We start from the raw sequence: 20570 nt of genomic DNA, 5'->3' as shown, positions 1-20570 counted from the left end.
TGACACGCACGATATGCACAGCACGGCAGCATGCAGGCGGTTCGGTGTGGAGAAGCCTCATGTTGTCCTCAGCTGCTGCGTGATGGCGGTCACCTGGTCGTACACGGCCTTGTCGGTCTGAAGGAGGTTGGTGATCTTGTCAACGGCGTGCATGACCGTCGTGTGGTCCCTTCCCCCGAACGCCGCACCGATCTTGGGAAGTGACAGGCCCGTTTGTTCCCGACAGATGTACATCGCGACCTGCCGTTGCCGAGCAAGGGGCTGCCGACGAGACGCCCCGACGAGTTCCGCCCTTGGACGCTCATAGAACTGGGCAACCGTCGAGATGATCGTGTCGGCAGTCAGCGGAGACGCTGCTTGAAGCTTGACGACATCGCGCAGCACGCTCGTTGCGAGGTCGAGCGTGACGGGTTCGTGCGTCAGCGTCGCGAACGCCGTGATCCGCGTGAGCGCCCCTTCGAGCTCGCGGATGTTGTCCGCAACATTCTCAGCGATGAACGACAGGACATCCGGGGGGATTCTGGCTTCCGATGCAGCGGCGTTCTTGCGCAGGATGGCAAGACGAGTCTCGACATCGGGTCGCTGGATGTCCGTTGTCAGACCCCATTCGAACCGGCTCCGGAGGCGGTCCTCGATCGTCCTCAGCTCGCGCGGGGAACGATCCGAGCTGATGACCAACTGGTTGCCGGATTCGTAGAGTGAGTTGAAGGTGTGGAAGAACTCCTCGAGCACCATCTCCTTGCCTTCGAAGAACTGCACATCATCGAGCAGAAGGATGTTCGCCCTCCGGTAGCGAGCCTTGAAATCGTCCATCCGTTTGCGTCTGATGGAGTTGATGAAGTCGTTGAAAAAGTTCTCCGATGTCACATATTTCACGACGGCGTTTCGTGACAACTCGAGGCGATGCTGCCCAACGGCGTGGAGCAGGTGCGTCTTGCCGAGACCTGAACTGGCGTAGATGAACAGCGGGTTGTAGTGGCGTCCTGGTTGTTCGGCCACGGCCTGCGCAGCGGCGTGAGCGAAACGGTTCGATGCCCCCACAACGAAGTTCTCGAAGGAGTAGCGTGCAAGGAGATTCGAGGTGTCGCGCTGTTCGGGGGGGTCGTCGATTCGCTTTCTTGCATGTTCGTCGAAGGTTGGCTGGTAGGGCTTCGTCTCCGGGGCAGCCGTGTGAGTTTCGGGCTGTGGTCGCACGGTGACAGCGACCTCGAACGGCATGGCCCACACCGAAGAAGCGATCTCGTTGATCTGATGGGTGTAGTTGTCCGAGATCCAGGTTGCGTTGAAGCGGTTGGGCGCTTCGAGGGTCAGGAGCGACCCTTCGTGAGAGACATCGAGAGGCTTGATCCATGTCTCCCACTTCGCTGGCCCGATCACATCGCGGAGTCGACTGTGGAACAGCTCGACCTTGGAGTCGATTGATCCGGCAGGCGTCTGCAATGCTTCCACTGTTGTAGTCCTCCCGGCACTTCGACCCGAGATCATTCTGTCCACACATCTATCCACAGCATGTGGAGAAGATGCGCAAGGGCCCCTGTCGCGTTGGCCCTCTGTTCGGCTCCTCGGGGAAGAGCGGACAACCGCCCGTCAAGAGCGGAGGCGAGTGTAGGGACGGTTTCCTGCACAGTTCAAGAGCGGCAAAACCGGGACAATCACCGCCCGAACGGAGACGGACGAAACGCCGAATACTCAACAACAACGGGCGGTTTCCGGTGTCGAAGTCATTGGACCTCATGGTTGCATCCACGGCGGTTTCCCAGTTTTCGTCTTGTTCTGTCTTTCGCGACATCACCCGAATTTTCGCGCGCTCGTCCCGTGCTGACGGTTTCGAGATACCAGCACCTAGAATGTTGCCGTTCCACCAGCCGGTGGGCCGCCGCATCGCCCGCCAGGGGACCTCACATGAAACGCACGTACCAGCCGAACAAGCGTCGTCGCAAGCGCAAGCACGGGTTTCGCGTGAGAATGCGAACCCGCGCGGGGCGCGCGACCATCCGACGGCGCCGGTCGAAGGGCCGACACGAGCTCTCCGCCTAGGCCATGTTGGTTCCCCTCCGGTCGTCAGGACGATTCGCCGAGATCTACCGGGACGGAGTCAGTCGGAGACACGGCGCGGTGACCGTGTTCCAAGCAACCGGAACCGCTGGTTCCACGAGGGTGGGTGTGGTAGCCGGCAAGAAGGTGGGTAGTGCCGTACAACGAAACCGGGCGAAACGCAGGCTTCGCGAAGCCCTGCGACGCGTCGAGATCCCGGACGGGCTCGATGTCGTGGTCGTTGCCTCTCCCGGTGTGCTCACGGCACCGTTCCCTACGCTGGTCGACTGGCTCGGCGATGCGCTCGAAGCCAAACCGATGACCATGGAAGCACGATGACCCTCGAGCCTCGCAATCTGGCGCAACGCCTGGCCCTCAGCGTCATTCGCATCTATCAACGGCTGCTGTCCCCGCTCATGGGGAGGAACTGCCGATACCACCCGACTTGCTCCCGCTATACCTATGAGGCGATCGAGATCCACGGCGCGATGCGAGGTTCATGGCTCGGGATCCGCCGCATTGCGAGGTGCCACCCGTTCCACGACGGCGGATTCGACCCCGTACCGGGATCCGATGCCACTCTCGCCGGGCGAGCCCAAGGCGGTTCATCGTGATCCTCGCTGCATTCGCTCCGTGGGAATGGCTGCTCAGCCTGCTCGGGACACTGCTGTCCTTCTACTACGACCTCCTGCCAGAATATGGTATCGCCATCATTCTGCTGACCCTCACCGTGATGCTGTTGATGTTTCCGCTGACCGTCAAACAGACGCGCTCGATGAAGGCGATGCAGGAGATCCAGCCCGAGGTGAAGCGTCTCCAGAAGGAGTACAAGGGGAACAAGGAGGAGCTCAACAAGCACCTCATGGAGCTCTACAAGGAGCGTGGGGTGAACCCTGCGGCGGGATGTCTCCCGTTGCTCGTACAGATGCCGATCTGGTTCGCGCTCTACCGCGTGCTGTGGCAGGGTTTCGGGATTCCGCAGGACTCCACGCTCAAGGGCGTCCTCGATGCCGCCAACAGCGCCCTGTATGTCACCGACGCGACCGGCAACCTCACGGGCACACTCAAACCGGGTATCGATATTGCGAGTCCCGTGTTCGAGCATGTCCGGTTCCTCGGGATGAATCTCCTCGTGCGTCCATCCCAGGCGGTCGACTTCGGGGACCTCATCGGGGCGCTGCCGTACATCCTATTGATCGCCGTGATCGTGGTTGCCGGATTTTACCAGCAGGTACAGACGATGCGACGGCGCAAGGACGACCCGAAGGATCAGCAGCAGACACAGATGCAGGGAATGCAAAATGTGATGAAGGTGATGCCGATCGTTTTCGGTTTCATTACCTGGAACTTCGTGACTGGTCTCGGCCTGTACTTCGCAACCTCGAACCTCTTCCGCGTCGGCCAGCAAGCCATCATCCTCCGAATGGGAGATGACGATGGGCCACGGGGGGATTCCGATGCCGCTGACACGGTGCCGGATCCGGATCCTGAGGAGCCGAAACCGGGAGGGCCGTCGCCGAACGCAAGCAAGAAGCGAAACCGCAAAAGAAGGAAGTAGCCCCATGGATTGGGTTGAAGTAGAGGGCAACAGCGTCGATGAGGCTGTCGACATGGCGATGGCTGAGCTGGATGTCAAAGACCGAGCCGATGTCAACATTGAGATCATTCGTGAACCGACCGTCGGGTTTCTGGGGATGGGGGGCAAGCCGGCCATCGTCCGCGTGACGAAAGCTCCCGGCGGCCGCAATCGTCGTGGGAGGGGTGACAAAGACGGGCGTCGCAGGCAGAGCAAGGATGGCAGCAACGACAGCAACCAGCAGCGATCCGACGACAATGCCCGGCGTTCGCCGAAGGCCAGCACGAACAAGAGCGAGCAGGCGAAGAACAAGAAGCCATCCAAGGATCGGCCCAAGGGAGAGAAGAAGACCGTGCAGCGTGATGATCGACCAGAGCCCGCACCGATTGAGGAACAGGCGAAAGTCGCGACCGGGTTCCTCGTCGGACTGCTCGACGCCTTCGGTCTCGAAGGAACCGTGGAATCGAGGATCGATGACGAGGTGTTGTATCTCGACATCCGAGGTGGGCAGACCGAGGCGCTGGTCGGCGCCAAGGGTTCGGTGATGTACGCCGTCCTCGAGCTCACACGAACCGTGGTCCAGAGGAAGACCTACGGTGCCCCTCGAATGCGCATTGATATCAACGGGTACGGCGAGCGTCGTCGGGAGGCGCTCAAGATCTACGCTGGAAAGCTGGCCGATCAGGTGAAGGAGGACGGCAGCGAGATCATGCTCGAGCCCATGAATGCCGCCGATCGCAAGGTCGTGCACGATGCCGTCGCCGAGATCGACGGCGTTCGCTCCTTCTCCGAGGGAGACGATCCGCGTCGAGCCGTCGTGATCGCCTTCGACGAGTAGCACCGAACACAGCGTGCCACCGAGGTCGTTCGGCGGAATGGCCAGCAGTCAGTCGTGTTTCATGTGAAACATCGGTGCCGAGGTGGCGGATTGGGTAGCATCACCGGGCATGGCACTGCACCCTGATCGACTGTCCCCCGCGGAGATCCACAAGCTGCGGAGCGTCGCTGGACTGGCGGATATCCGCCTCAGCGATGACCAAGTGGCGCAGTTGGATCGTCTCGCCGTCTTTCTCAGGCAAGAAGCCATTCCCCTCGGTGGCATGGGCCCGAATGAGTCGGCACGCCTGGTCGATCGACACCTCGCTGACGCCCTGGCCTATCTCGTCGGGATTCCGTCCGCTGCGCAACGGCTCGTCGATGTCGGAAGTGGTGTTGGCTTGCCGGGAATCCCGTTGGCGATCGCCCGCCCCGATCTCGAAATCACGCTTTTGGACCGGTCGCAGCGACGCACCGACCTTGCGGTTCGGGCGGTGGTCGGGGCCGGTGCCGCCAATGTTGCCGTCGTTTGCGAAGACGCACGCTCCTACGAACCGCCATGGGATGTCGTCGTGTTTCGTGCCTCACTCCCCGTCCCGGAGGCGGCAGGTGTGTTCGCGAAGCTGGCGGCGGCTGATGGAGTCGGGCTCGTGGGGGTGTCGCGATCGTCAACGCCGCCCGTCATTGCGGACCCGCCCGACGGCGTCGCGTTTTTCTGTGAGAGTATCGCCACCGAGGTGCTTGACTCCCCGTTCTGGCTCCTTAGGATGTCGCGCACATGAAGACCATCACTCCTGGTTCTCGCCATGGCTGAGGGCCGGATCGTCGCGATCGCCAATCAAAAGGGTGGTGTTGGGAAATCAACCACCGCCATCAACCTTGGCGCGGGGCTTGCGCTCCAAGGCGAGCGTGTCCTCATCGTGGACCTCGACCCGCAGGGAAACACCAGCTCCGGCCTCGGTATCGACCGAGGTTCGATCGAGCTGTCGACCTATGAGTTGTTGGTGGATGACGAAGTCTCGATCACCGACGTGCTTGAGCCGACATCGGTACGCAACCTCCATGTGGTACCGGCGACCATCGAGCTGGCAGGAGCCGAGATTGACCTCGTTTCGCTCTTCTCGCGTGAACAACGGCTCAAGAAGGCGCTTGTCGATATTGTGGAGGAGTACGACTTCATCCTGATCGACTGCCCGCCTTCGCTGGGGTTGCTGACGATCAATGGGCTCACTGCGGCGGATGAGGTCCTGATTCCGATCCAGTGCGAGTACTATGCGCTCGAGGGGGTGAGCCAGCTGACCCGCAACATCGGCCTTGTCAAGCAGAACATCAACCCTCAGCTGGAGGTTGAAGGTGTCCTGCTCACGATGTTCGACGGGCGGACGACGCTCGCCTCGGATGTGGCAGCCCAGGTGCGTGATCACTTTGGCGACACGACCTACAAAACGGTCATCCCCCGAACGGTGCGTCTCAGCGAAGCGCCCTCGTACGGTGAGCCGATCGAAGCGTATGATCCAATGTCGAGAGGCGCCATTGCGTACCGGGAACTGGCGCGAGAATTCAGGAGGCGACATGGCCGCTCGTAAAGGAGGGCTCGGCCGCGGACTCGATGCGCTGATCCCGCAAGAACACCCCTCTGCGGGTTTCGCCGAGATTCCGGTCAGAGACATCGATCCGAACCCGAAACAGCCGCGAGTGGGCTTCGAGTCCGAGGGCATCGACGCCCTCGCTGAGTCGATCGCCGCCGTGGGACTGCTCCAACCGATCGTTGTTCGGCCCGACGATGATCGTTACACCCTCGTTGCGGGGGAGCGCCGCCTGCGAGCAGCGAAGCAAGCGGGCTTGGACACGATTCCCGCGGTCATCCGGGCTGCGACGGACGACGGCACGAACCTCACCGAGGCGCTGGTGGAGAACCTTCAGCGCGAGGATCTGACCCCTTTGGAGGAAGCCGCCGCCTTCCAGCAATTGCTGGAAGATTATGGTATGACTCATGAGCAGGTGGCCGAGCGAGTCGGGAGAAGCAGGAGCGCGGTGAGCAACACGGTTCGGCTGCTTCAGCTCCCCGGCCCCATCCAGGGGATGCTGGCTTCGGGGTCGTTGTCGGCCGGCCATGCACGGGCATTGCTCGGCACGGACGATGAACCGTACGCGATTCACATTGCCGAACGCGCCGCGGCGGAGGGATGGACGGTCCGTCGCGTGGAAGAGGCGATCCGGCTCCGCGGCACACAGAAGTCGACCAGATCCCAACGAGCCCCGAGCATCCGGCCAGCGGCGATCATCGAACTCGAAGAACGGCTTCAGGACAGGCTCGGCACGAAAGTCAAGATCGATTACCGCGGCAAAGGCGGGCGGATCACCATCCGGTACACATCATCGGATGACCTCGAGCGCATCTATCGCCACCTCTTCGGCGGTGAGCCGGCTGACGCCTGACCCGATCGCACGGTTCTCACAACCGTTCCCTGCTTCAACCAGTCCGCCCGCCTATTGCCACTGCCACGGGGCGTGACACTACGGATGCGAATCCGATCCCGAGGCTTCGTAGAGGCTGGCGACGGCGTTGGCGACAACTCGGCCGACCCGTCGATTGACCGACCGAAGGGCGACCACCACGGCGGGGGCCCTGGTTTCTTTGAGCATCGGCATTGCCCTGCCATGGGTTCGGACGCCCAGTCGATCGGCGACATGCCCGGCCAGCACCCTTCCCGCTTCGGATCTGCTGTGTTCCGAGCTGAAGTAGTAGACCCCCTCGTCGATGTCGCTTGGCACGACAAAACCGACCACGAGATCGGCCCCGACCTTGTTGGCTTTCCGCGATCGCAGTCGTGCCTCGGGAGAGGTGTCGATCGAGCGACTCATGACCGGATTTCCTCCCAGAATCTGGATGGCTTGCGATGCCTCGATCGCAGCCAGCCATGTGGCCCCCGCTTCCTCGACCGTCCGGCATTCCGGATCGAGGAAGACGACTTGGCCCGCGATGCTCGTCGGGAGGGTGTCGAGCCACTGGCGTTCTCGTACGGCTTCACGGCCTTCCTTCTGGGTTGCCCGATCGACGAGACGAAGCTCCTCAGCGACCGCCGCCCCCGCGATGCCGTCCTCGGCCATGTGCCGATTGTGTTGGAAGTCGAGAAGACCCGCAAGCGTGTCGGGTCCGAAGATGCCGTCGACCTTCCCCGTCTCGAAACCGAGGGAGTTCAGTCGTGCCTGAAGTTCGGCAACATCATCACCGCGCATCATCGGCACACGGTGGTACAGCATCCGGTCTCCGAGGCGATAGCCCGCCTCGACAAGCGATCGCCAGGTTTCCGGACCCACGATGCCGTCCGAGGGGAGGCCCCTCGAGGCCTGGAACTCCGCAACGGCCGCGAAGGTGCCAGCCCCGAAGAACCCCATCTGGTCCTCGTGGCAGGAGAAGCCGAGCGCGGTCAACCGCTCCTGGACATCGGTGACGGGCGCACCGCGGTCGCCCTCGTGATAGAGCCTCACGGCCCAATCGTTGCAGAATCGCGGTCAGTTGGTGAACTCTGCGAGCTCCGAGGCGAGTTGGGCCTTGGAGCGTGCGCCGATGAGCCGGCGCTTCTCCTCACCGTTGCGAAAGACGATCATCGTCGGGATGCTGAGCACCGAATGAGCCGATGCGACACCGGGATTCTCATCGATGTTGAGCTTCGCAATATTCAGCTTTCCCTCGTGCTCGGCGGCAAGTTCCTCGAGGGGTCCATTCATCATCTTGCACGGTCCACACCACTCGGCCCAGAAATCGACGAGCGTCGGCGTGTCGGATTGAATCGTTGAAGCGAAATCGCTCTCGGTGATCGTCATCGTGCTCTGACCCATGTCTTGTTCTCCTTGTCCTGTTCGTAGCAACGCCTCGATACCAGCGCCGATTCCTCGAACTACTCCGCCGACTCGAGCCATCGCTCCGCGTCGAGAGCTGCCTGGCAGCCCATGCCGGCTGCCGTCACCGCCTGACGGTAGACCTTGTCGGTGACATCCCCCGCGGCGAAGACACCCTCGACCGAGGTCGTGGTCGTGCCAGGGTCGGTGACGATGTAGCCGTCGCCATCGAGCGCGAGATGCCCGACGAAGACCTTGGTATTGGGCGTGTGACCGATTGCGACGAAAACACCGTCCGTCGAGAACTCGACGGTCTCCCCGGTCTTGACATTCTCGAGCATGACGCCTTCCACGACCTTGTCACCGACGATCTCGCGAACCACCGTGTCCCACACGACATCAATCTTGGGATGGTCGAGAACGCGCTCAGCCATGATCGTCGAGGCGCGGAACTCGTCGCGGCGGTGGACGACGGTGACCTTGGTTGCGAACTTCGTGAGAAACAGGGCCTCTTCCATCGCGGAGTCGCCACCCCCGACAACCAGGAGCTCCTTGTCGCGGAAGAAGAAGCCGTCGCAGGTCGCACATGCCGAGACACCGTAACCCGTCAGCCGCTCCTCGCCTGGCACCTTCAGCCAGCGCGCGGACGCCCCCGTGGAGATCACGATCGATTCGGCGTCGTACCGGTCCTCTCCGACCCACACGGTGAACGGTCGCTTCGAGAATTCGACGGCGGTCACATCCGAGCTGACCATCTTCGTGCCGAACCGCTCGGCCTGTTTGCGCATCTGCTCCATGAGGTCGGGACCCATGATGCCGTCTGGGAATCCGGGATAGTTCTCCACATCGGTCGTGATCATGAGCTGACCGCCACGCTCGAAGCCCTCGATCATCACGGGTTCGAGGCCCGCCCGTGCAGCGTAGATCGCAGCCGTGAGGCCGGCAGGGCCTGATCCGATGATGACCATCTTGTCGGTCATGATGTCTCCTGGGTCACTTGCGGTCCTGGGGATAGCGACGGATCCACACGATGGCGCCTCCGACGAGCAGCACCGCACCCACCACGGCGTATGCGGTCTCTTGCCCCATCAGCGCACCGAGAGCCCGAAACATTCCCACGAGCAGCCAGAACAGTGCCATCGACATCGCGGTGAGGACGATCAGCCCAACGGCGATCCATGTGATCGCGACGGCTGCTCGATCGACGGTCATCGCGCGCACCTTCGTGGCGATCATCTCGAGCAGGTCTGCAATACGAGCAGACAGCGGCTGTTTGGTTTCGGCCATCGTCGAAGACTAGCCGGAGCCGTTTGTCAGCTCAGTCGGTGGTGTCGACCGTTGAGCAGTCGGCCAGGTCGACACTGATCACCTCGTCAATGCCCGACGCCGTGACGACACCGAAGTGCACGATCGTCGTGTCATCAGCCTTGTCGGCGCCGACGAGGACGAGCTCGCCGACATCGCCTCCCGCGAGGTCGCCCAAGGCGTCGATGCACTCGTTCAACGCGTCGGCATCCACGAGGATGCGGTCCCGGTACCCCAACCGACTGAGCGCCTCGGTGACGCCGTCGGCTGTCGACTGATCCTCGATCGCACCAAGGATCTCCTTCGTGGTTGCGCCTTCGAGGCCGACGACATCGATCGGTTCCCCAGGGGCGTACAGTTCCGCCGCGCTCCCCGCAGCACCGTCCTCGTCTGGGACAGCATCCGCGGCGGCGGGCGGTTGGGGGCTCCCGCCCGTCGTTTCGGTCTGCGCCGTCTCGATCGCGGCGAGATCGGTCATCGAGTCATTACTGGATGAGGGAAGGACGACGACGGCGGTCACGACAGCCGCAGCCGCCGCGAGTCCCGTCAGCGGGATCCACCAGCGGCGGTGGGATACCGGCGTCGCCGATTCACGCGGTTCGAGATGAAGCTGATCGATCAGGCCCGTGCGCAACTGTGTCCGTTCGTCGTGCGACAACGCGACCGGTTCAGCCGATGCAAGCATCTCAGCTATGGCGACCTGGTGGGCGTATTCGGCGGCAAGGGCCGGATCGGTCTCAAGGCGCGCCATTGCTGCCTCGGTTGCCTCCGGTGTGAGCCGGCCGGCTTGCAGGTCCAGAATCAGGTCGATGTCGCGGTCGGTCATGCGTCTCCGTCTTCGTCAGTTAGAGGGTTCGGATACCCCCTGAGGTTCCCGAGTTCTCCCGCAAGCTGCTTGCGGCCCCTGAAGAGTCGGCTCTTGATCGTCCCGATCGGCACCTCGAGGGCTTCGCTTGCCATCTCGAGCGACAGCCCCTCGAGATCGACGAGGACGACAGCAGCGCGGAACTCATCGGCGAGCGCTGCAAGTGCGGTCTCGATGTCGGGACGCAACTCGGCAGCCTCGAATGGATCTCCCGCGGCCACATCGACGGGATCATGGCTTTCCGGAAGAGGCTCCATGCGTTGTCGTTTGGTCCGACGGAGGTGGTCGTAGCAGGTGTTCATCGCGACCCGGTAGAGCCATGTCGAGAAGGCGGCCTTTGCCTGGTAGCGGTCGGCCTTCCGGAACACCGTGAGGAAGGTGTCCTGCGTCGCGTCGAGGGCCGCTTCCCGTTCGGTGAGCATCCGCAGACAGATCGCGAACACCCTCTGTTCATGGGCATCCATCAGCTCATTGAACGCGTCGAGATCTCCGGCAAGGTATCGGTCGATCAGTTCGATGTCGAGATGGGCCCGGTCGGTCATGTGCGGGGAGGGTAGACCGCGCCCGCACGACACCATGGAAGTGATCCCTCGTCCGAGATCGAGACTCGGTCGACGTTCAGGAGCTGAAACGAACCTCGTCGATGTGTGCCTGGAAGAACCCGTCGGAGCGCTCCGGCAGCTCGATCAGCCACAGCCTCCACAGCCCGCCGCCGCGTACCGGAAGCTGGAGCTGCACCCGGGAGCGTTGGAGGGTGCCCTGGCCGATGTGTTCCCAGCCATCGACACCATCGGGAACATCGGGAGCCCAGTCGACCGTGAAGGCCGTGTCCGGTGTCCCACGGACATACACGACGGTCGGCGTGCCCTCGACATCAAAGACAAGGCCTACTCCCTCCTTGAAGTCCGTGATCGGCCGCGAATAGGCCTCGGTCGGCCACGCCGTCGAGGTGTCGCCATCTGTGGCGTTGCCAACCTCGTCGTCGCTCTCGACGCCGTCGCCGAGCGGATCGTACGCCATGACGGTTGCATCAAGGGAGTCGGCTGGCTGTTCATCCTCGATCTCGATCGGGACGGTCGTCGTTGCTCCCGACACTTCGCCCGTCACGGGAAACAGGAACGGTGAGTCCGGGTCGAACTCGGCGGCGAGTCCGACGGCCGCGAGCAGGGCGATGGCGCCGGCGATGAACGACATAACGAGAACCGACCGCCACGAGCTCACCGATCCGTCCCGTTGGCTGGCCCGGTAGGTGGCCGACGACAGATGAGCGGCGAGCGATGCCGCGTCGTAGTCCCCTCTGATCCCCGCCGCGAGTGTCTCGTCGATATCGGGGCTGACGCCGTCGAGGACACTCGAAGGCATCACCGACGGGTCATCGGTGCCGGTGAGGCCCGCACGGAGCGCCTCAGCGAGGGCACGGGTGTCGCTCTGGCGGTCGCGCCATCTCGGTGTTCGTCCGAACGCGCCGATCTTGGCGGGATGCGCCGCCGAGTAGTGGATGGCCGAGGTGTCGAGCGCACCGTGGACGCCACCGGTGGCGTGGAACTTCGAGAGTGCAAGGCACAACCCGGACGCGTTTGGCAAGAACTCCTCGACGGGGAGGCCTTCCCCTGCCCGCATCCGATCGGCGACCGAGACGCCGCCGTCCCATTCGCTCACCGAATACGCCGAAGCCGATGTCTCGCCTGCTGCGAACACCTTCTGGAGGTGCAGTTCGGTCAGCGCCGCCGCGGACCGGACACCTTCGAGGAAGGTGGCGTGCCTCCCGTGTGACGCCTCCGGCGCGAGGTAGCGCACGAGGACCGGACGATCGAGCTCGGTGTCTTGGGCGAGCCATTCCTCGATGTCGCCGTCACTCCCGAGCCTGATGTTGAGGCGATACCGTTCGGGAAGCCTTGGAGGCATGGGTCAACTTGCCCTGAGCACGGCCAACGATTCGGGGAGAAGAACATAACCTTCGGACTCGTATAGGCCGATCGCCGGTTCGTTCTCGGACTTGGTGTTGAGCAGCAGGGCCCGCGATCCTGCCCTACGGGCACCGCGCGCGGCGGCGCGAATCAGGCTCCGTCCCATGCCCTGTCCCTGCCATTTCGGATGGACGGCGACGCGCTGGAGGTAGGAGATGGCGTGGCCGTAGCCGACGATGGCGTATCCGGCAACCCCCGAATCGCCGTCGTTGATGACGAACACATCGGACTTCGAGGTCGCGTGGGTTGCTTCGTCGAGGGCGTTGCGATCGAACTGCCAGAAACCCTCGAACGCGGCGATGTCGATGCACAGCAACCGATCGAGATCGACCTCGTCCGGCCGATGCACGAGGTGGCTCGGTGGGGGGACATCGCTGTCGAGGGACAGTCGCATCAACGACAGGTGAATGTCCGGCTCGAACCCGGCCGAGACCCACGGGCGGCGCGCCGGTTCGGCGAGGGGTGTCGACAGAATCGAGGGGGCGCCGAGATCGATGAGGCGTTGCGTGCAGTCCGAGATGAACCCCGACCCGCCGCGCACGAGGCGCAGATGGGCATCGTTGAACGAATCATTCCACGGTCGAGCCTCTGCCCGCGCCCAACCGCGACGCAGCGAGATGGCTCCGGGCCAGGTGCCGCGTTGGAACACCACATGCGTTGTGTCGGCCATGGCCATGTCGGTCCCCACCCCATCGAGATCGGGTTGCTGTCAACCACAGGCTAGGCGCGGATCGGGGAAGCACCGTTCATGGGACAATTGGGAGGATGATCGTCGACCTTTGGACCCACGAGCTGAGCCTGCGTCATGTGGGACCGCATGGACACCCGGAGCGTCCCCAGCGTGTGGTTGCGGTGAGTGACGCCATCCGCGCAAGCTCGCACGAAGTGATGGACCGCGAGGCACCCGCCGTTGATGTCGATCTGTTGCGCGAGGTCCACGATGTTGCCTACATCGAACACATCCACTCGTACTGCGCCGCGGGTGGAGGCTCCCTTGACCCCGACACCTACGCGGTGCCAGCGTCGTGGGATGCGGCGCTGCGTGCCGCCGGTGCCGGACCAGCGGCCGTCGATCGGCTCGCCACTCGGAACGCGACAGCGTTCGTGGTGATGCGACCGCCCGGACATCACGCCGAACGCCACAAGGCCATGGGGTTCTGCCTGTTCAACAACATCGCGGTGACGGCGGCGTATCTGCGTTGGAGGGGCGATCGGGTGGCAATCGTCGACTGGGATGTCCACCACGGGAACGGGACCCAGCACACCTTCTACGACGATCCGGAAGTCCTGTATGTGTCGCTTCACGCGTTCCCGTTCTATCCGGGGACCGGATGGGTCGACGAGATCGGTGAAGGCTCGGCAAGGGGGATGACCGTCAACATCCCGATTCCGGCGCGAACCGACGCGATGTCGTATCTCGCCGCATTCGATCAGCTCGCGATGCCACCGCTGCGCCAGTTCGACCCTGACTGGATCCTCGTCAGCAGCGGGTACGACGCGCATATCGATGATCCGCTCGGCGAACTGAACCTCGCTTCGCCGCATTACGGCTGGATGGCCGCAGCCCTTGCCAGCGTTGTCCCGGAGAACCGGATCGTGCTCTTCTTGGAAGGCGGCTACGACCTCGCAGCGCTCGGGAGCGGTGCCGTTGCCACGCTCGACGGGGTGTCGGGACGAGGACCGCGGGAGCCGTGGCCAACGGAGATCGTCGGTTCGGCCGCCAAGACGACCGACATCGCCAGAACGGTGCTCGCCGATCACTGGGATCTGTGATCCGCACCGAGAAGGCTTCAAGCCCTCGGTCGAATCGGCCGATACTCCCCGAGGCAGACGGGACAAGCGGAGGACTGCATGCTGGCGACCACACCCACCCTCGAAGATCTTCTTGAGCGCCTGCTTTCGCTCGGGGGATCGGACCTTCACCTCAAGGTTGGTTCACCACCGGCATACCGCATCCACGGAGACCTTCAGACGGCGGATCTCCCTTCGCTGACTCCCGACCAGACCCGGGAGATACTCGAATCGATGCTCCCGGGGCATCTGTCGCCTCCGACGGCGGAGTCGGATGTGGATTTCGCATGGGGAAGGCAGGATCTTGGGCGCTTCCGCGTCACGAGCTACACCCAGCGGGGTTCCATCAATGTGACCGTTCGGGCGGTCCCGACCTCGATCGAGACCCTCGCCAATCTCGGCCTTCCGCCTGCGATCACCAAGCTCGCGAATGAAACCCGTGGCCTGATCGTCGTGACGGGCCCCGCGGGTGCGGGGAAGACGACGACCTGTGCGGCGATCATCGACCACATCAACGCCACCCGACGCGCCAACATCATCACTCTCGAAGACCCGATCGAAGTCCTGCACCGCGACAAGCTGTCAATCGTCAGCCAGCGAGAGGTCGGTCTCGACATGAGCTCGCTTGCGGCCGGCCTCTCATCTGTTCTGCGGCAGGATTCTGATGTCATCTACCTCGGGGAGCTGCGCGACCGCGACACGATCGAAGGCGCGCTCGTTGCTGCCGAGACCGGACACCTCGTCCTGACCACGATGTACACGACCGACGCGGTCGAGACCGTCCATCGGATCCTCGACTCGTTCCCGCCGTTCCTCGAGCGGAGGATCCGGCAGATGCTTGCATCGTCATTGACAGCCATCACCTCTCAGCGCTTGCTGCCCCGCAACGAGGGATCGGGCCGCGTGCCTGCCGTCGAAGTCATGCTCAACACGGAAGCCGTCACCGAACGGCTCATCGGGACCGAGCCGATGAGCACACTGCATGAGATGATCGCCGAGGGTGCCTTCTATGGGATGCGGACCCTCGATCAGGCCATCGTCGAGCGATACGAGGCCGGCGAGGTGTCGTTCTCCGACGCGCTGATGCATGTGGCGTCGCCGCGGGACTTCAAGCTCGCAACGGGCGCACTCACGGGATCTGCTCCCAAGCAATAGGCGTCAGGCGCGAAGGGACTTGGCCCTGCATCGCCTCGGGGCCGCTCTACCCTTGTGATCCATGCCAGAGTTCTCATGCCGCGAGTGCGGAGAGGGCGTAACCCACAGGGCTGGATGGAAGGAGTACGGTCGAGCGTCGCAGACCGCACGGCATCTCGTCGCTACTCCGTGGTTCTAGGCGCGCACTGGGCCTCTTCGCTCGCTTCGATCGGTGAGGACAATCCCAACAAGTATGAGCGTGCCGCCGATGGCGATGCCGAGTTGGATGACTTCGTTGAGGAAGACAATGCCGGCAACGAGAGCGATCAGCGGTACCACATATCCAACCAGCGATGCCGTCGTACTCGTGACTCGTTGTAGCAGCCAATAGAGGATGATGGTCGGGATCACGCTGCCAGCAAATGTGAGGTAGATGATCAGTGCCCAGCTCTGGGCAGAGATGTCGGTCGGGACACCTTCAACGATGAACATGATTGTCGAGATGATGAAGACGCCGACGAAGGTTTGCATGAAGGTGAGCTGAAGAGGATCGAATCCACCCACCTTGCCACGCACATAGACTGTCGAAAACGAGATTGAAGCGACTGCACCGATCGTGAGGAATCCAGCGAGGAGCGGCTGACCGCCTGAAGCCAAGCCGCTGTCTCCGCTTATCAACAGAACGGACACGCCCAAGAAGGCGACGCTCAATCCGACCATCTTGGAGACGCGCATCGGCTCGTCGGGAAGGAGGAAATGGGCCACCGTTGCTGTTCCTAGCGGCATGAGAGCGTTCAAGAGGCCGACGAAGCCCGCCGACGCGTACTGATACGCCAGCGTAAAGAGGATGAACGGCACCGAGAGATTGAACACTCCCGCAATGAAGCCAATTCGCCAACGCTGTCGATCGCGACCGGGGCGATGGTGTCGAGCGAGCAGGATGGCGTACAAGACGATAGATGCCATCACGGCGCGGATGGCTGCCATCCCAATCGGCGGAACCCCGTTGTTCAGGGCAGCCCGGGTTGCCACGCCAATCGTTCCCCAGCCGAAAGAGGCGGCGACGATGGCACCCCAGATCTTCCACTGCATCGAATTGACTATAGGACCTCCCAAGAGCTATGGTCTGACCGTAGGACCAAAACTGTCAATCACTCATGAGGCTTCGCCAAGACCACATGAATCAGCCAGCCAACCTTCAGGTTTTGACCGTTTCGGTTGACGATGTCCGTCTCGGACCGACAACGGGCGTTCACAATGGAACGCTGTCCATCGATCCGACCGCGATCAAAGATCTGGTACTCGGCGATTCGCGGATCGAGTCGATTGAGGTTGAGATCGCAAGGCCGGGCGATAGCACTCGAATCATTCACTGTCTGGACGCGGTGGAACCACGCACCAAGGTCGGAGAAGGGGTCTCTGTTTTCCCCGGATTCCTCGGCGGCATGGAGACGGTCGGGACCGGGACGACCCTTCGCCTGAGCGGTGTCAGCATTCTGACATCCAGCGTGTATCCGCAGCCTTTTTCCGGCCTCCTCCAAGCGCGCGAAGCTGTCGTCGACATGTCTGGTCCAACTTCGAGGTACAGCCCCTTTTCGGCGGTTGTCAATGTCGTGCTCGCAGCGAAGCCAAACCCCCGGATCGACAATGAAGACTACGACGACGCCATCAGAAGGGCCAGTCTCCGGGTGGCTGATTACCTGGCTTCTCAAGCGATCGAGGAATCGCCGGATCATGTACACGAATTCGACTTCTCGCAACGGGACCCCGACTTGCCGGATGTTGCCTACTTCTATCAGCTCCAAGGGCAAGGGTCGATGGCGGATTCATATCTGTACGGCAGACCCGTCCACAACCTTGTGCCGACGATCATGAGTCCAAACGAGGTAATCGACGGGGCAATCGTGAGTGGGGTCTACGTCTACGGGTGCTACAAGAACCCGACATACCTCCATCAGAACAATCCGATCATCTGGGAGCTACAGAAGAGGCATGGTAGAGAGCTGAATTTCGTTGGCGTCATTGTGAACAGGGGACACAACTACACGCAGGACGAGAAGGAGCGCTCTTCGCGATGGGCAACGAAGCTCGCAGTGTTCCTTGACGCAGAGGCGGTGATCCTGACCGCCGAGGGAGGGGGGAACTCCGCGATCGACATGATGCTTGCCTGCCAATACATGGAACAAGTAGGAATCAGCACGGTCGTTGTCTCGTCGGAAGCTGCCGGTTCCGACGGCTACGATTTCCCGCTGTTCTATACCGTCCCGGAGGCGAACGCCATCGTCAGCGTTGGATCTGAAGACGAGGTGGTCTCCATGCCTGAGGTTGACCGAGTCCTTGGCGGCGAGGTCCTGCTCGACAGCGAAACCCCGGCGAGAGGCCCGTTCGATCTCAAGATGTACTACCAATACTGCGGCACGAATCAGCTCGGTGCCAATGTCCTCCAAGGGAGGGTGTTCTGATGCGCATTCTTCACTATGTGAATCAGTTCTTCGCCGGGATTGGCGGCGAGGACAAGGCCGATACTCCGCTGCACTCGCAGAAAGGGGCTGTCGGTCCCGGCCGTGCCCTTGAGATGGCGCTTCAGGGGGAGGGTCACATCGTCGAGACGCTCGTCTGTGGAGATAACGCATTCCATGCCGATCCCGAGTCAACAATTGCCGAGGCAATTGCCGTGATTGACGCCGTCCGGCCAGATCTGGTCATTGCTGGCCCCGCATTCAACGCTGGCCGATATGGGCTTGCGTGTGGCGCGGTTTGTGCCGCTGCGTCCGAGCGGTTGGGCATTCCGAGCATCACGGCTCTCTATCCCGATGCCCCCGCAGTGGATGTCTACCGAGCGCGGGTGGTCATGGTGCCCGCGAGCGACTCGGCGGCAGGAATGCGCCAAGCCATCGAGCGGATTGCAAGGATCGCACCACGATTGGCCGCCGGCAGCGGTCTGAGACCCGCGGACGAGGATGGTCGGATACCTATGGGCTATCGAGGCAACTGGCCCACCGATGTTCCGGCTGCCGAGCGGGCCGTCGACATGCTCATGAGAAAGCACAGCGGGGAGGACTTCCGCAGCGAGGTTGAGCTGCCCGAACAGTCCGAACCCATGGTGCCAGCGCCAGCGGTTCGTGATCTCTCTCACTCGACTGTCGCGGTGGTAACGGAGGGCGGATTGGTGCCCGAAGGGAATCCCGATCGTATCGAGTCATCGAGCGCAACGCGTTGGGCAAGATATCCGATTTCGATGCTTGAGGATTCAGAGGCTGGTCGATTTCGCTCGATTCACGCCGGATACGATTCGAGGTGGGTCGACGAGGATCCCAACCGAATGGTCCCTATTGACGCGCTTCGCGAACTTGAGACGCGGGGAGAAATCGGTGCCCTTCACGAGTACTTCTATGTGACAACCGGAACGGGCACGACGGTGACCAACGCGGAGCGGATCGGCGATGAAATCGCGAAACAGCTGGTGTCCGATGGTGTTCAGGCCGTGATCTTGACGAGCACGTGAGGAACAGGGACGCGTTGCGGGGCAACGCTCTCAAAGATGATCGAGGCGAATGGGCTCCCCGCCGCTCTGCTGACCGCGATGACTTCGATGGCGAAGGTGGCCGGTGCGAATCGTATCGTGGCCTCAGGATTGATTCCCCACCCCGTTGGCGATCCCGGCCGGACCGCAGAGGAAGAGCTCGTGTGGCGCACGGGTCGTGTGCAGAAGGCCCTCGCTGCCGTGGCCACCGACATCGATGAGGCCCAGATTTTTCCCGAGTGGTAAGGCATGACAAGGACATGAAACAGCGTGCATGATCCATCAATACTCGCATCGTCGTATGTCCTCGCACACGGGCCCGATCTGATCCGGCACGGCTCAAAACCGACTCGCGAGTTGGCGGTCGAGCCTGGGTTGCTTGATGAGATGAGCGCGGCCGTTCGCTCGTGGGATGAGGTCATTCGTTACGCACCCAATCAGGTCTTCATCGGGAATGTCACTCCCGAAGAGCTCGGCCAGATCCCGCGCCCGTGGTACGGGCATCCACTGGCAGATGCCTCATCCACAGGATCGTTCGGCAGGATCGTTCCCCAAGAGGCTCTCTACGGTCTCATGAAGCTCTGCGACGACTTCGGCCTCATCAGCATCAGTGAGGATCTCGCAGCCGCAGCGGGAGCTGCATTGGATGGATTCGACCATCGCATCGACCGTATCGACGGCACGCCGCATGAGGTTCTCACGAAACTGCGAGACAATGGCGGGGGTCTTCCTCTATTCCAGCGGGGCTCACTTGCCGGCTTCGTGAGAACTGCATACGAAGGAGATCCGAGTCTCGATGCCCATGTTCTGCTCGAGAATCTCGTATGCAAAGCGACGGCCGTCCTTGCGGTCTCTGATCTCCTCGTCGCCAGATCGATCGATCCGTCCGAAGTGGGCTATCTCCTGAACACTGGCGAAGAAGCAGTTGGTGACCGCTACCAGCGTGGCGGAGGAAACATGGCGAAAGCCGTTGGCGAGGTCGTCGGCTGTGTGAATGCAACCGGATCCGACATCAAAGCATTCTGTGCAGCGCCCGTGCATGCGCTCATCATTGCAAGCGCCATGGTCAAGGCGGGGCTCCACAAGTACATCGTCGTGTTTGGCGGTGCCTCACAGGCGAAGCTCGGAATGAAGTTCAGGGCGCATCTGCGCAACGGCGTTCCCCTGATGGAGGATGTCCTCGCGGGAATGGCCTTCTTGGTGGGGCCTGATGATGGCGACGGAATGCTGGTTCGTCTCGACATGACGGGCAGGCACCCGATCGGCGCAGGTTCATCTCCTCAGGCAATCTATGAGTCGCTCGTGGTGGCACCACTCCAGCAGCAGGGGCTCCGCCTCGGCGACATCGACCGGTATGCTGTTGAACTCCACAATCCCGAAATCACCGAACCCGGGGACAGTGGCAATGTCCCTTTGACGAACTACCAGACTCTTGCCGCAATGGCAGTTCGTAGAGGTGAGATCAGCCGTGAAGAAATGAGACGATTTGTGGCGGAGCACGGGATGCCTGGCTTTGCACCAACCCAAGGCCACATTCCCGCAGGCGTCCCGTACCTCGGGCATGCCCATGCCGCCATGCGCCGCGGAGAACTGTCAAATGCGATGGTGGTGGCGAAGGGAAGCCTGTTTCTGGGCAGGATGACGCAACTCGTCGACGGCATGTCGTTCGTCGTTGAACCGTCACCCAGCATGAGGAAGAAACAGATGTGACTCGTC

23 protein-coding genes are annotated in these 20570 nt (G+C 62.2%); 13 read left to right on the top strand and 10 right to left on the bottom strand.

Going from position 1 to position 20570, the window contains the following annotated elements; translation table 11 throughout:
- Window positions 1-57 precede the first annotated feature (57 nt).
- Complete coding sequence (gene dnaA / locus R2823_02575; protein MEZ5175077.1) at window positions 58-1449, bottom strand: chromosomal replication initiator protein DnaA; 1392 nt, start codon at window positions 1447-1449, stop codon at window positions 58-60.
- A gap of 453 nt (window positions 1450-1902) precedes the next feature.
- Here dnaA and rpmH point away from each other — a divergent pair, with 453 nt between their 5' ends.
- From rpmH to R2823_02535, 8 genes are all read left to right on the top strand, one after another.
- The gene (rpmH, locus tag R2823_02570) at window positions 1903-2037 is read left to right on the top strand and encodes a 50S ribosomal protein L34 (protein MEZ5175076.1); all 135 of its coding nucleotides are present in this window, start codon (window positions 1903-1905) and stop codon (window positions 2035-2037) included.
- A gap of 3 nt (window positions 2038-2040) precedes the next feature.
- Window positions 2041-2373, top strand: coding sequence for a ribonuclease P protein component (gene rnpA, locus R2823_02565; protein ID MEZ5175075.1), 333 nt, complete (start codon window positions 2041-2043; stop codon window positions 2371-2373).
- A complete protein-coding gene (gene yidD, locus R2823_02560) occupies window positions 2370-2648 on the top strand; it encodes a membrane protein insertion efficiency factor YidD (GenBank protein ID MEZ5175074.1) in 279 nt (92 codons plus the stop codon). The genes rnpA and yidD overlap by 4 nt, the downstream gene beginning before the upstream one ends.
- Complete coding sequence (locus tag R2823_02555; GenBank protein ID MEZ5175073.1) at window positions 2645-3592, top strand: YidC/Oxa1 family membrane protein insertase; 948 nt, start codon at window positions 2645-2647, stop codon at window positions 3590-3592. The genes yidD and R2823_02555 overlap by 4 nt, the downstream gene beginning before the upstream one ends.
- Window positions 3593-3596: 4 nt before the next feature.
- Window positions 3597-4448: an RNA-binding cell elongation regulator Jag/EloR gene (gene jag / locus R2823_02550; GenBank protein ID MEZ5175072.1), complete on the top strand. Its 852-nt coding sequence runs from the start codon at window positions 3597-3599 to the stop codon at window positions 4446-4448.
- A 109-nt stretch (window positions 4449-4557) separates the two neighbouring features.
- The gene (locus R2823_02545; GenBank protein ID MEZ5175071.1) at window positions 4558-5208 is read left to right on the top strand and encodes an RsmG family class I SAM-dependent methyltransferase; all 651 of its coding nucleotides are present in this window, start codon (window positions 4558-4560) and stop codon (window positions 5206-5208) included.
- 24 nt (window positions 5209-5232) lie between these two features.
- Window positions 5233-6012 carry an AAA family ATPase gene (locus R2823_02540; protein ID MEZ5175070.1) on the top strand — a complete coding sequence of 260 codons (780 nt, stop codon included), beginning with the start codon at window positions 5233-5235 and terminating at the stop codon, window positions 6010-6012.
- Entirely contained in the window at window positions 5999-6865 is an 867-nt protein-coding gene (locus tag R2823_02535) for a ParB/RepB/Spo0J family partition protein (GenBank protein ID MEZ5175069.1), read from the top strand. The genes R2823_02540 and R2823_02535 overlap by 14 nt, the downstream gene beginning before the upstream one ends.
- A gap of 78 nt (window positions 6866-6943) precedes the next feature.
- Here the strand turns inward: R2823_02535 and R2823_02530 are convergent, their stop codons facing one another.
- From R2823_02530 to R2823_02495, 8 genes are all read right to left on the bottom strand, one after another.
- Entirely contained in the window at window positions 6944-7918 is a 975-nt protein-coding gene (locus R2823_02530; GenBank protein ID MEZ5175068.1) for a peptidoglycan-binding protein, read from the bottom strand.
- Between the two features lie 24 nt (window positions 7919-7942).
- Window positions 7943-8269 carry a thioredoxin gene (gene trxA, locus R2823_02525; GenBank protein MEZ5175067.1) on the bottom strand — a complete coding sequence of 109 codons (327 nt, stop codon included), beginning with the start codon at window positions 8267-8269 and terminating at the stop codon, window positions 7943-7945.
- Window positions 8270-8328: 59 nt separating this feature from the next.
- Entirely contained in the window at window positions 8329-9249 is a 921-nt protein-coding gene (gene trxB, locus R2823_02520; protein ID MEZ5175066.1) for a thioredoxin-disulfide reductase, read from the bottom strand.
- 13 nt (window positions 9250-9262) lie between these two features.
- A complete protein-coding gene (locus R2823_02515; GenBank protein ID MEZ5175065.1) occupies window positions 9263-9556 on the bottom strand; it encodes a hypothetical protein in 294 nt (97 codons plus the stop codon).
- 31 nt (window positions 9557-9587) lie between these two features.
- The gene (locus tag R2823_02510; protein MEZ5175064.1) at window positions 9588-10400 is read right to left on the bottom strand and encodes a hypothetical protein; all 813 of its coding nucleotides are present in this window, start codon (window positions 10398-10400) and stop codon (window positions 9588-9590) included.
- Window positions 10397-10981: a sigma-70 family RNA polymerase sigma factor gene (locus tag R2823_02505; protein MEZ5175063.1), complete on the bottom strand. Its 585-nt coding sequence runs from the start codon at window positions 10979-10981 to the stop codon at window positions 10397-10399. The genes R2823_02510 and R2823_02505 overlap by 4 nt, the downstream gene beginning before the upstream one ends.
- Before the next feature lie 76 nt (window positions 10982-11057).
- A complete protein-coding gene (locus tag R2823_02500; protein MEZ5175062.1) occupies window positions 11058-12344 on the bottom strand; it encodes a hypothetical protein in 1287 nt (428 codons plus the stop codon).
- A gap of 3 nt (window positions 12345-12347) precedes the next feature.
- Complete coding sequence (locus R2823_02495) at window positions 12348-13076, bottom strand: N-acetyltransferase (GenBank protein ID MEZ5175061.1); 729 nt, start codon at window positions 13074-13076, stop codon at window positions 12348-12350.
- A gap of 95 nt (window positions 13077-13171) precedes the next feature.
- Here R2823_02495 and R2823_02490 point away from each other — a divergent pair, with 95 nt between their 5' ends.
- Both R2823_02490 and R2823_02485 read left to right on the top strand, forming a co-directional pair.
- The gene (locus tag R2823_02490; GenBank protein ID MEZ5175060.1) at window positions 13172-14179 is read left to right on the top strand and encodes a histone deacetylase; all 1008 of its coding nucleotides are present in this window, start codon (window positions 13172-13174) and stop codon (window positions 14177-14179) included.
- Window positions 14180-14257: 78 nt separating this feature from the next.
- A complete protein-coding gene (locus tag R2823_02485) occupies window positions 14258-15352 on the top strand; it encodes a PilT/PilU family type 4a pilus ATPase (GenBank protein MEZ5175059.1) in 1095 nt (364 codons plus the stop codon).
- Between the two features lie 174 nt (window positions 15353-15526).
- On the opposite strand, the gene R2823_02480 is transcribed toward R2823_02485, so the two are convergent.
- On the bottom strand, window positions 15527-16423 hold the full coding sequence (locus tag R2823_02480; GenBank protein ID MEZ5175058.1) for a DMT family transporter: 897 nt from the start codon (window positions 16421-16423) through the stop codon (window positions 15527-15529).
- Window positions 16424-16509: 86 nt separating this feature from the next.
- On the opposite strand from R2823_02480, the gene R2823_02475 reads away from it, so the two are divergent.
- Genes R2823_02475 through grdC form a run of 3 tightly spaced genes read left to right on the top strand, consistent with a single transcriptional unit; the run spans window position 16510 to window position 20564 of the window.
- Window positions 16510-17793, top strand: coding sequence for a glycine/sarcosine/betaine reductase component B subunit (locus R2823_02475; GenBank protein ID MEZ5175057.1), 1284 nt, complete (start codon window positions 16510-16512; stop codon window positions 17791-17793).
- The gene (locus tag R2823_02470) at window positions 17793-19100 is read left to right on the top strand and encodes a glycine/betaine/sarcosine/D-proline family reductase selenoprotein B (protein ID MEZ5175056.1); all 1308 of its coding nucleotides are present in this window, start codon (window positions 17793-17795) and stop codon (window positions 19098-19100) included. Before R2823_02475 ends, R2823_02470 begins: the two co-directional genes overlap by 1 nt.
- A 24-nt stretch (window positions 19101-19124) precedes the next feature.
- A complete protein-coding gene (gene grdC / locus R2823_02465) occupies window positions 19125-20564 on the top strand; it encodes a glycine/sarcosine/betaine reductase complex component C subunit beta (protein MEZ5175055.1) in 1440 nt (479 codons plus the stop codon).
- Window positions 20565-20570: the final 6 nt, after the last annotated feature.

It is taken from the genome of Acidimicrobiia bacterium (assembly GCA_041393965.1).
Lineage (GTDB): Bacteria > Actinomycetota > Acidimicrobiia > Spongiisociales > UBA5794 > UBA5794.
Note: the sequence above shows the minus strand (reverse complement) of the source record. Positions and strands in the feature narration are given on the sequence as shown.

What these genes read in the sequence shown, in the direction of transcription:
- rnpA (MEZ5175075.1), top strand. Translation starts at nt 2,041, where the DNA reads ATGTTGGTTCCCCTCCGGTCGTCAGGACGATTCGCCGAGATCTACCGG.
- R2823_02490 (MEZ5175060.1), top strand. Translation starts at nt 13,172, where the DNA reads ATGATCGTCGACCTTTGGACCCACGAGCTGAGCCTGCGTCATGTGGGA.
- yidD (MEZ5175074.1), top strand. Translation starts at nt 2,370, where the DNA reads ATGACCCTCGAGCCTCGCAATCTGGCGCAACGCCTGGCCCTCAGCGTC.
- R2823_02500 (MEZ5175062.1), bottom strand. Translation starts at nt 12,344, where the DNA reads ATGCCTCCAAGGCTTCCCGAACGGTATCGCCTCAACATCAGGCTCGGG.
- rpmH (MEZ5175076.1), top strand. Translation starts at nt 1,903, where the DNA reads ATGAAACGCACGTACCAGCCGAACAAGCGTCGTCGCAAGCGCAAGCAC.
- R2823_02480 (MEZ5175058.1), bottom strand. Translation starts at nt 16,423, where the DNA reads ATGCAGTGGAAGATCTGGGGTGCCATCGTCGCCGCCTCTTTCGGCTGG.
- jag (MEZ5175072.1), top strand. Translation starts at nt 3,597, where the DNA reads ATGGATTGGGTTGAAGTAGAGGGCAACAGCGTCGATGAGGCTGTCGAC.
- R2823_02510 (MEZ5175064.1), bottom strand. Translation starts at nt 10,400, where the DNA reads ATGACCGACCGCGACATCGACCTGATTCTGGACCTGCAAGCCGGCCGG.
- R2823_02475 (MEZ5175057.1), top strand. Translation starts at nt 16,510, where the DNA reads ATGAATCAGCCAGCCAACCTTCAGGTTTTGACCGTTTCGGTTGACGAT.
- R2823_02545 (MEZ5175071.1), top strand. Translation starts at nt 4,558, where the DNA reads ATGGCACTGCACCCTGATCGACTGTCCCCCGCGGAGATCCACAAGCTG.
- R2823_02535 (MEZ5175069.1), top strand. Translation starts at nt 5,999, where the DNA reads ATGGCCGCTCGTAAAGGAGGGCTCGGCCGCGGACTCGATGCGCTGATC.
- trxB (MEZ5175066.1), bottom strand. Translation starts at nt 9,249, where the DNA reads ATGACCGACAAGATGGTCATCATCGGATCAGGCCCTGCCGGCCTCACG.
- trxA (MEZ5175067.1), bottom strand. Translation starts at nt 8,269, where the DNA reads ATGGGTCAGAGCACGATGACGATCACCGAGAGCGATTTCGCTTCAACG.
- R2823_02485 (MEZ5175059.1), top strand. Translation starts at nt 14,258, where the DNA reads ATGCTGGCGACCACACCCACCCTCGAAGATCTTCTTGAGCGCCTGCTT.
- R2823_02540 (MEZ5175070.1), top strand. Translation starts at nt 5,233, where the DNA reads ATGGCTGAGGGCCGGATCGTCGCGATCGCCAATCAAAAGGGTGGTGTT.
- R2823_02505 (MEZ5175063.1), bottom strand. Translation starts at nt 10,981, where the DNA reads ATGACCGACCGGGCCCATCTCGACATCGAACTGATCGACCGATACCTT.
- R2823_02515 (MEZ5175065.1), bottom strand. Translation starts at nt 9,556, where the DNA reads ATGGCCGAAACCAAACAGCCGCTGTCTGCTCGTATTGCAGACCTGCTC.
- R2823_02495 (MEZ5175061.1), bottom strand. Translation starts at nt 13,076, where the DNA reads ATGGCCGACACAACGCATGTGGTGTTCCAACGCGGCACCTGGCCCGGA.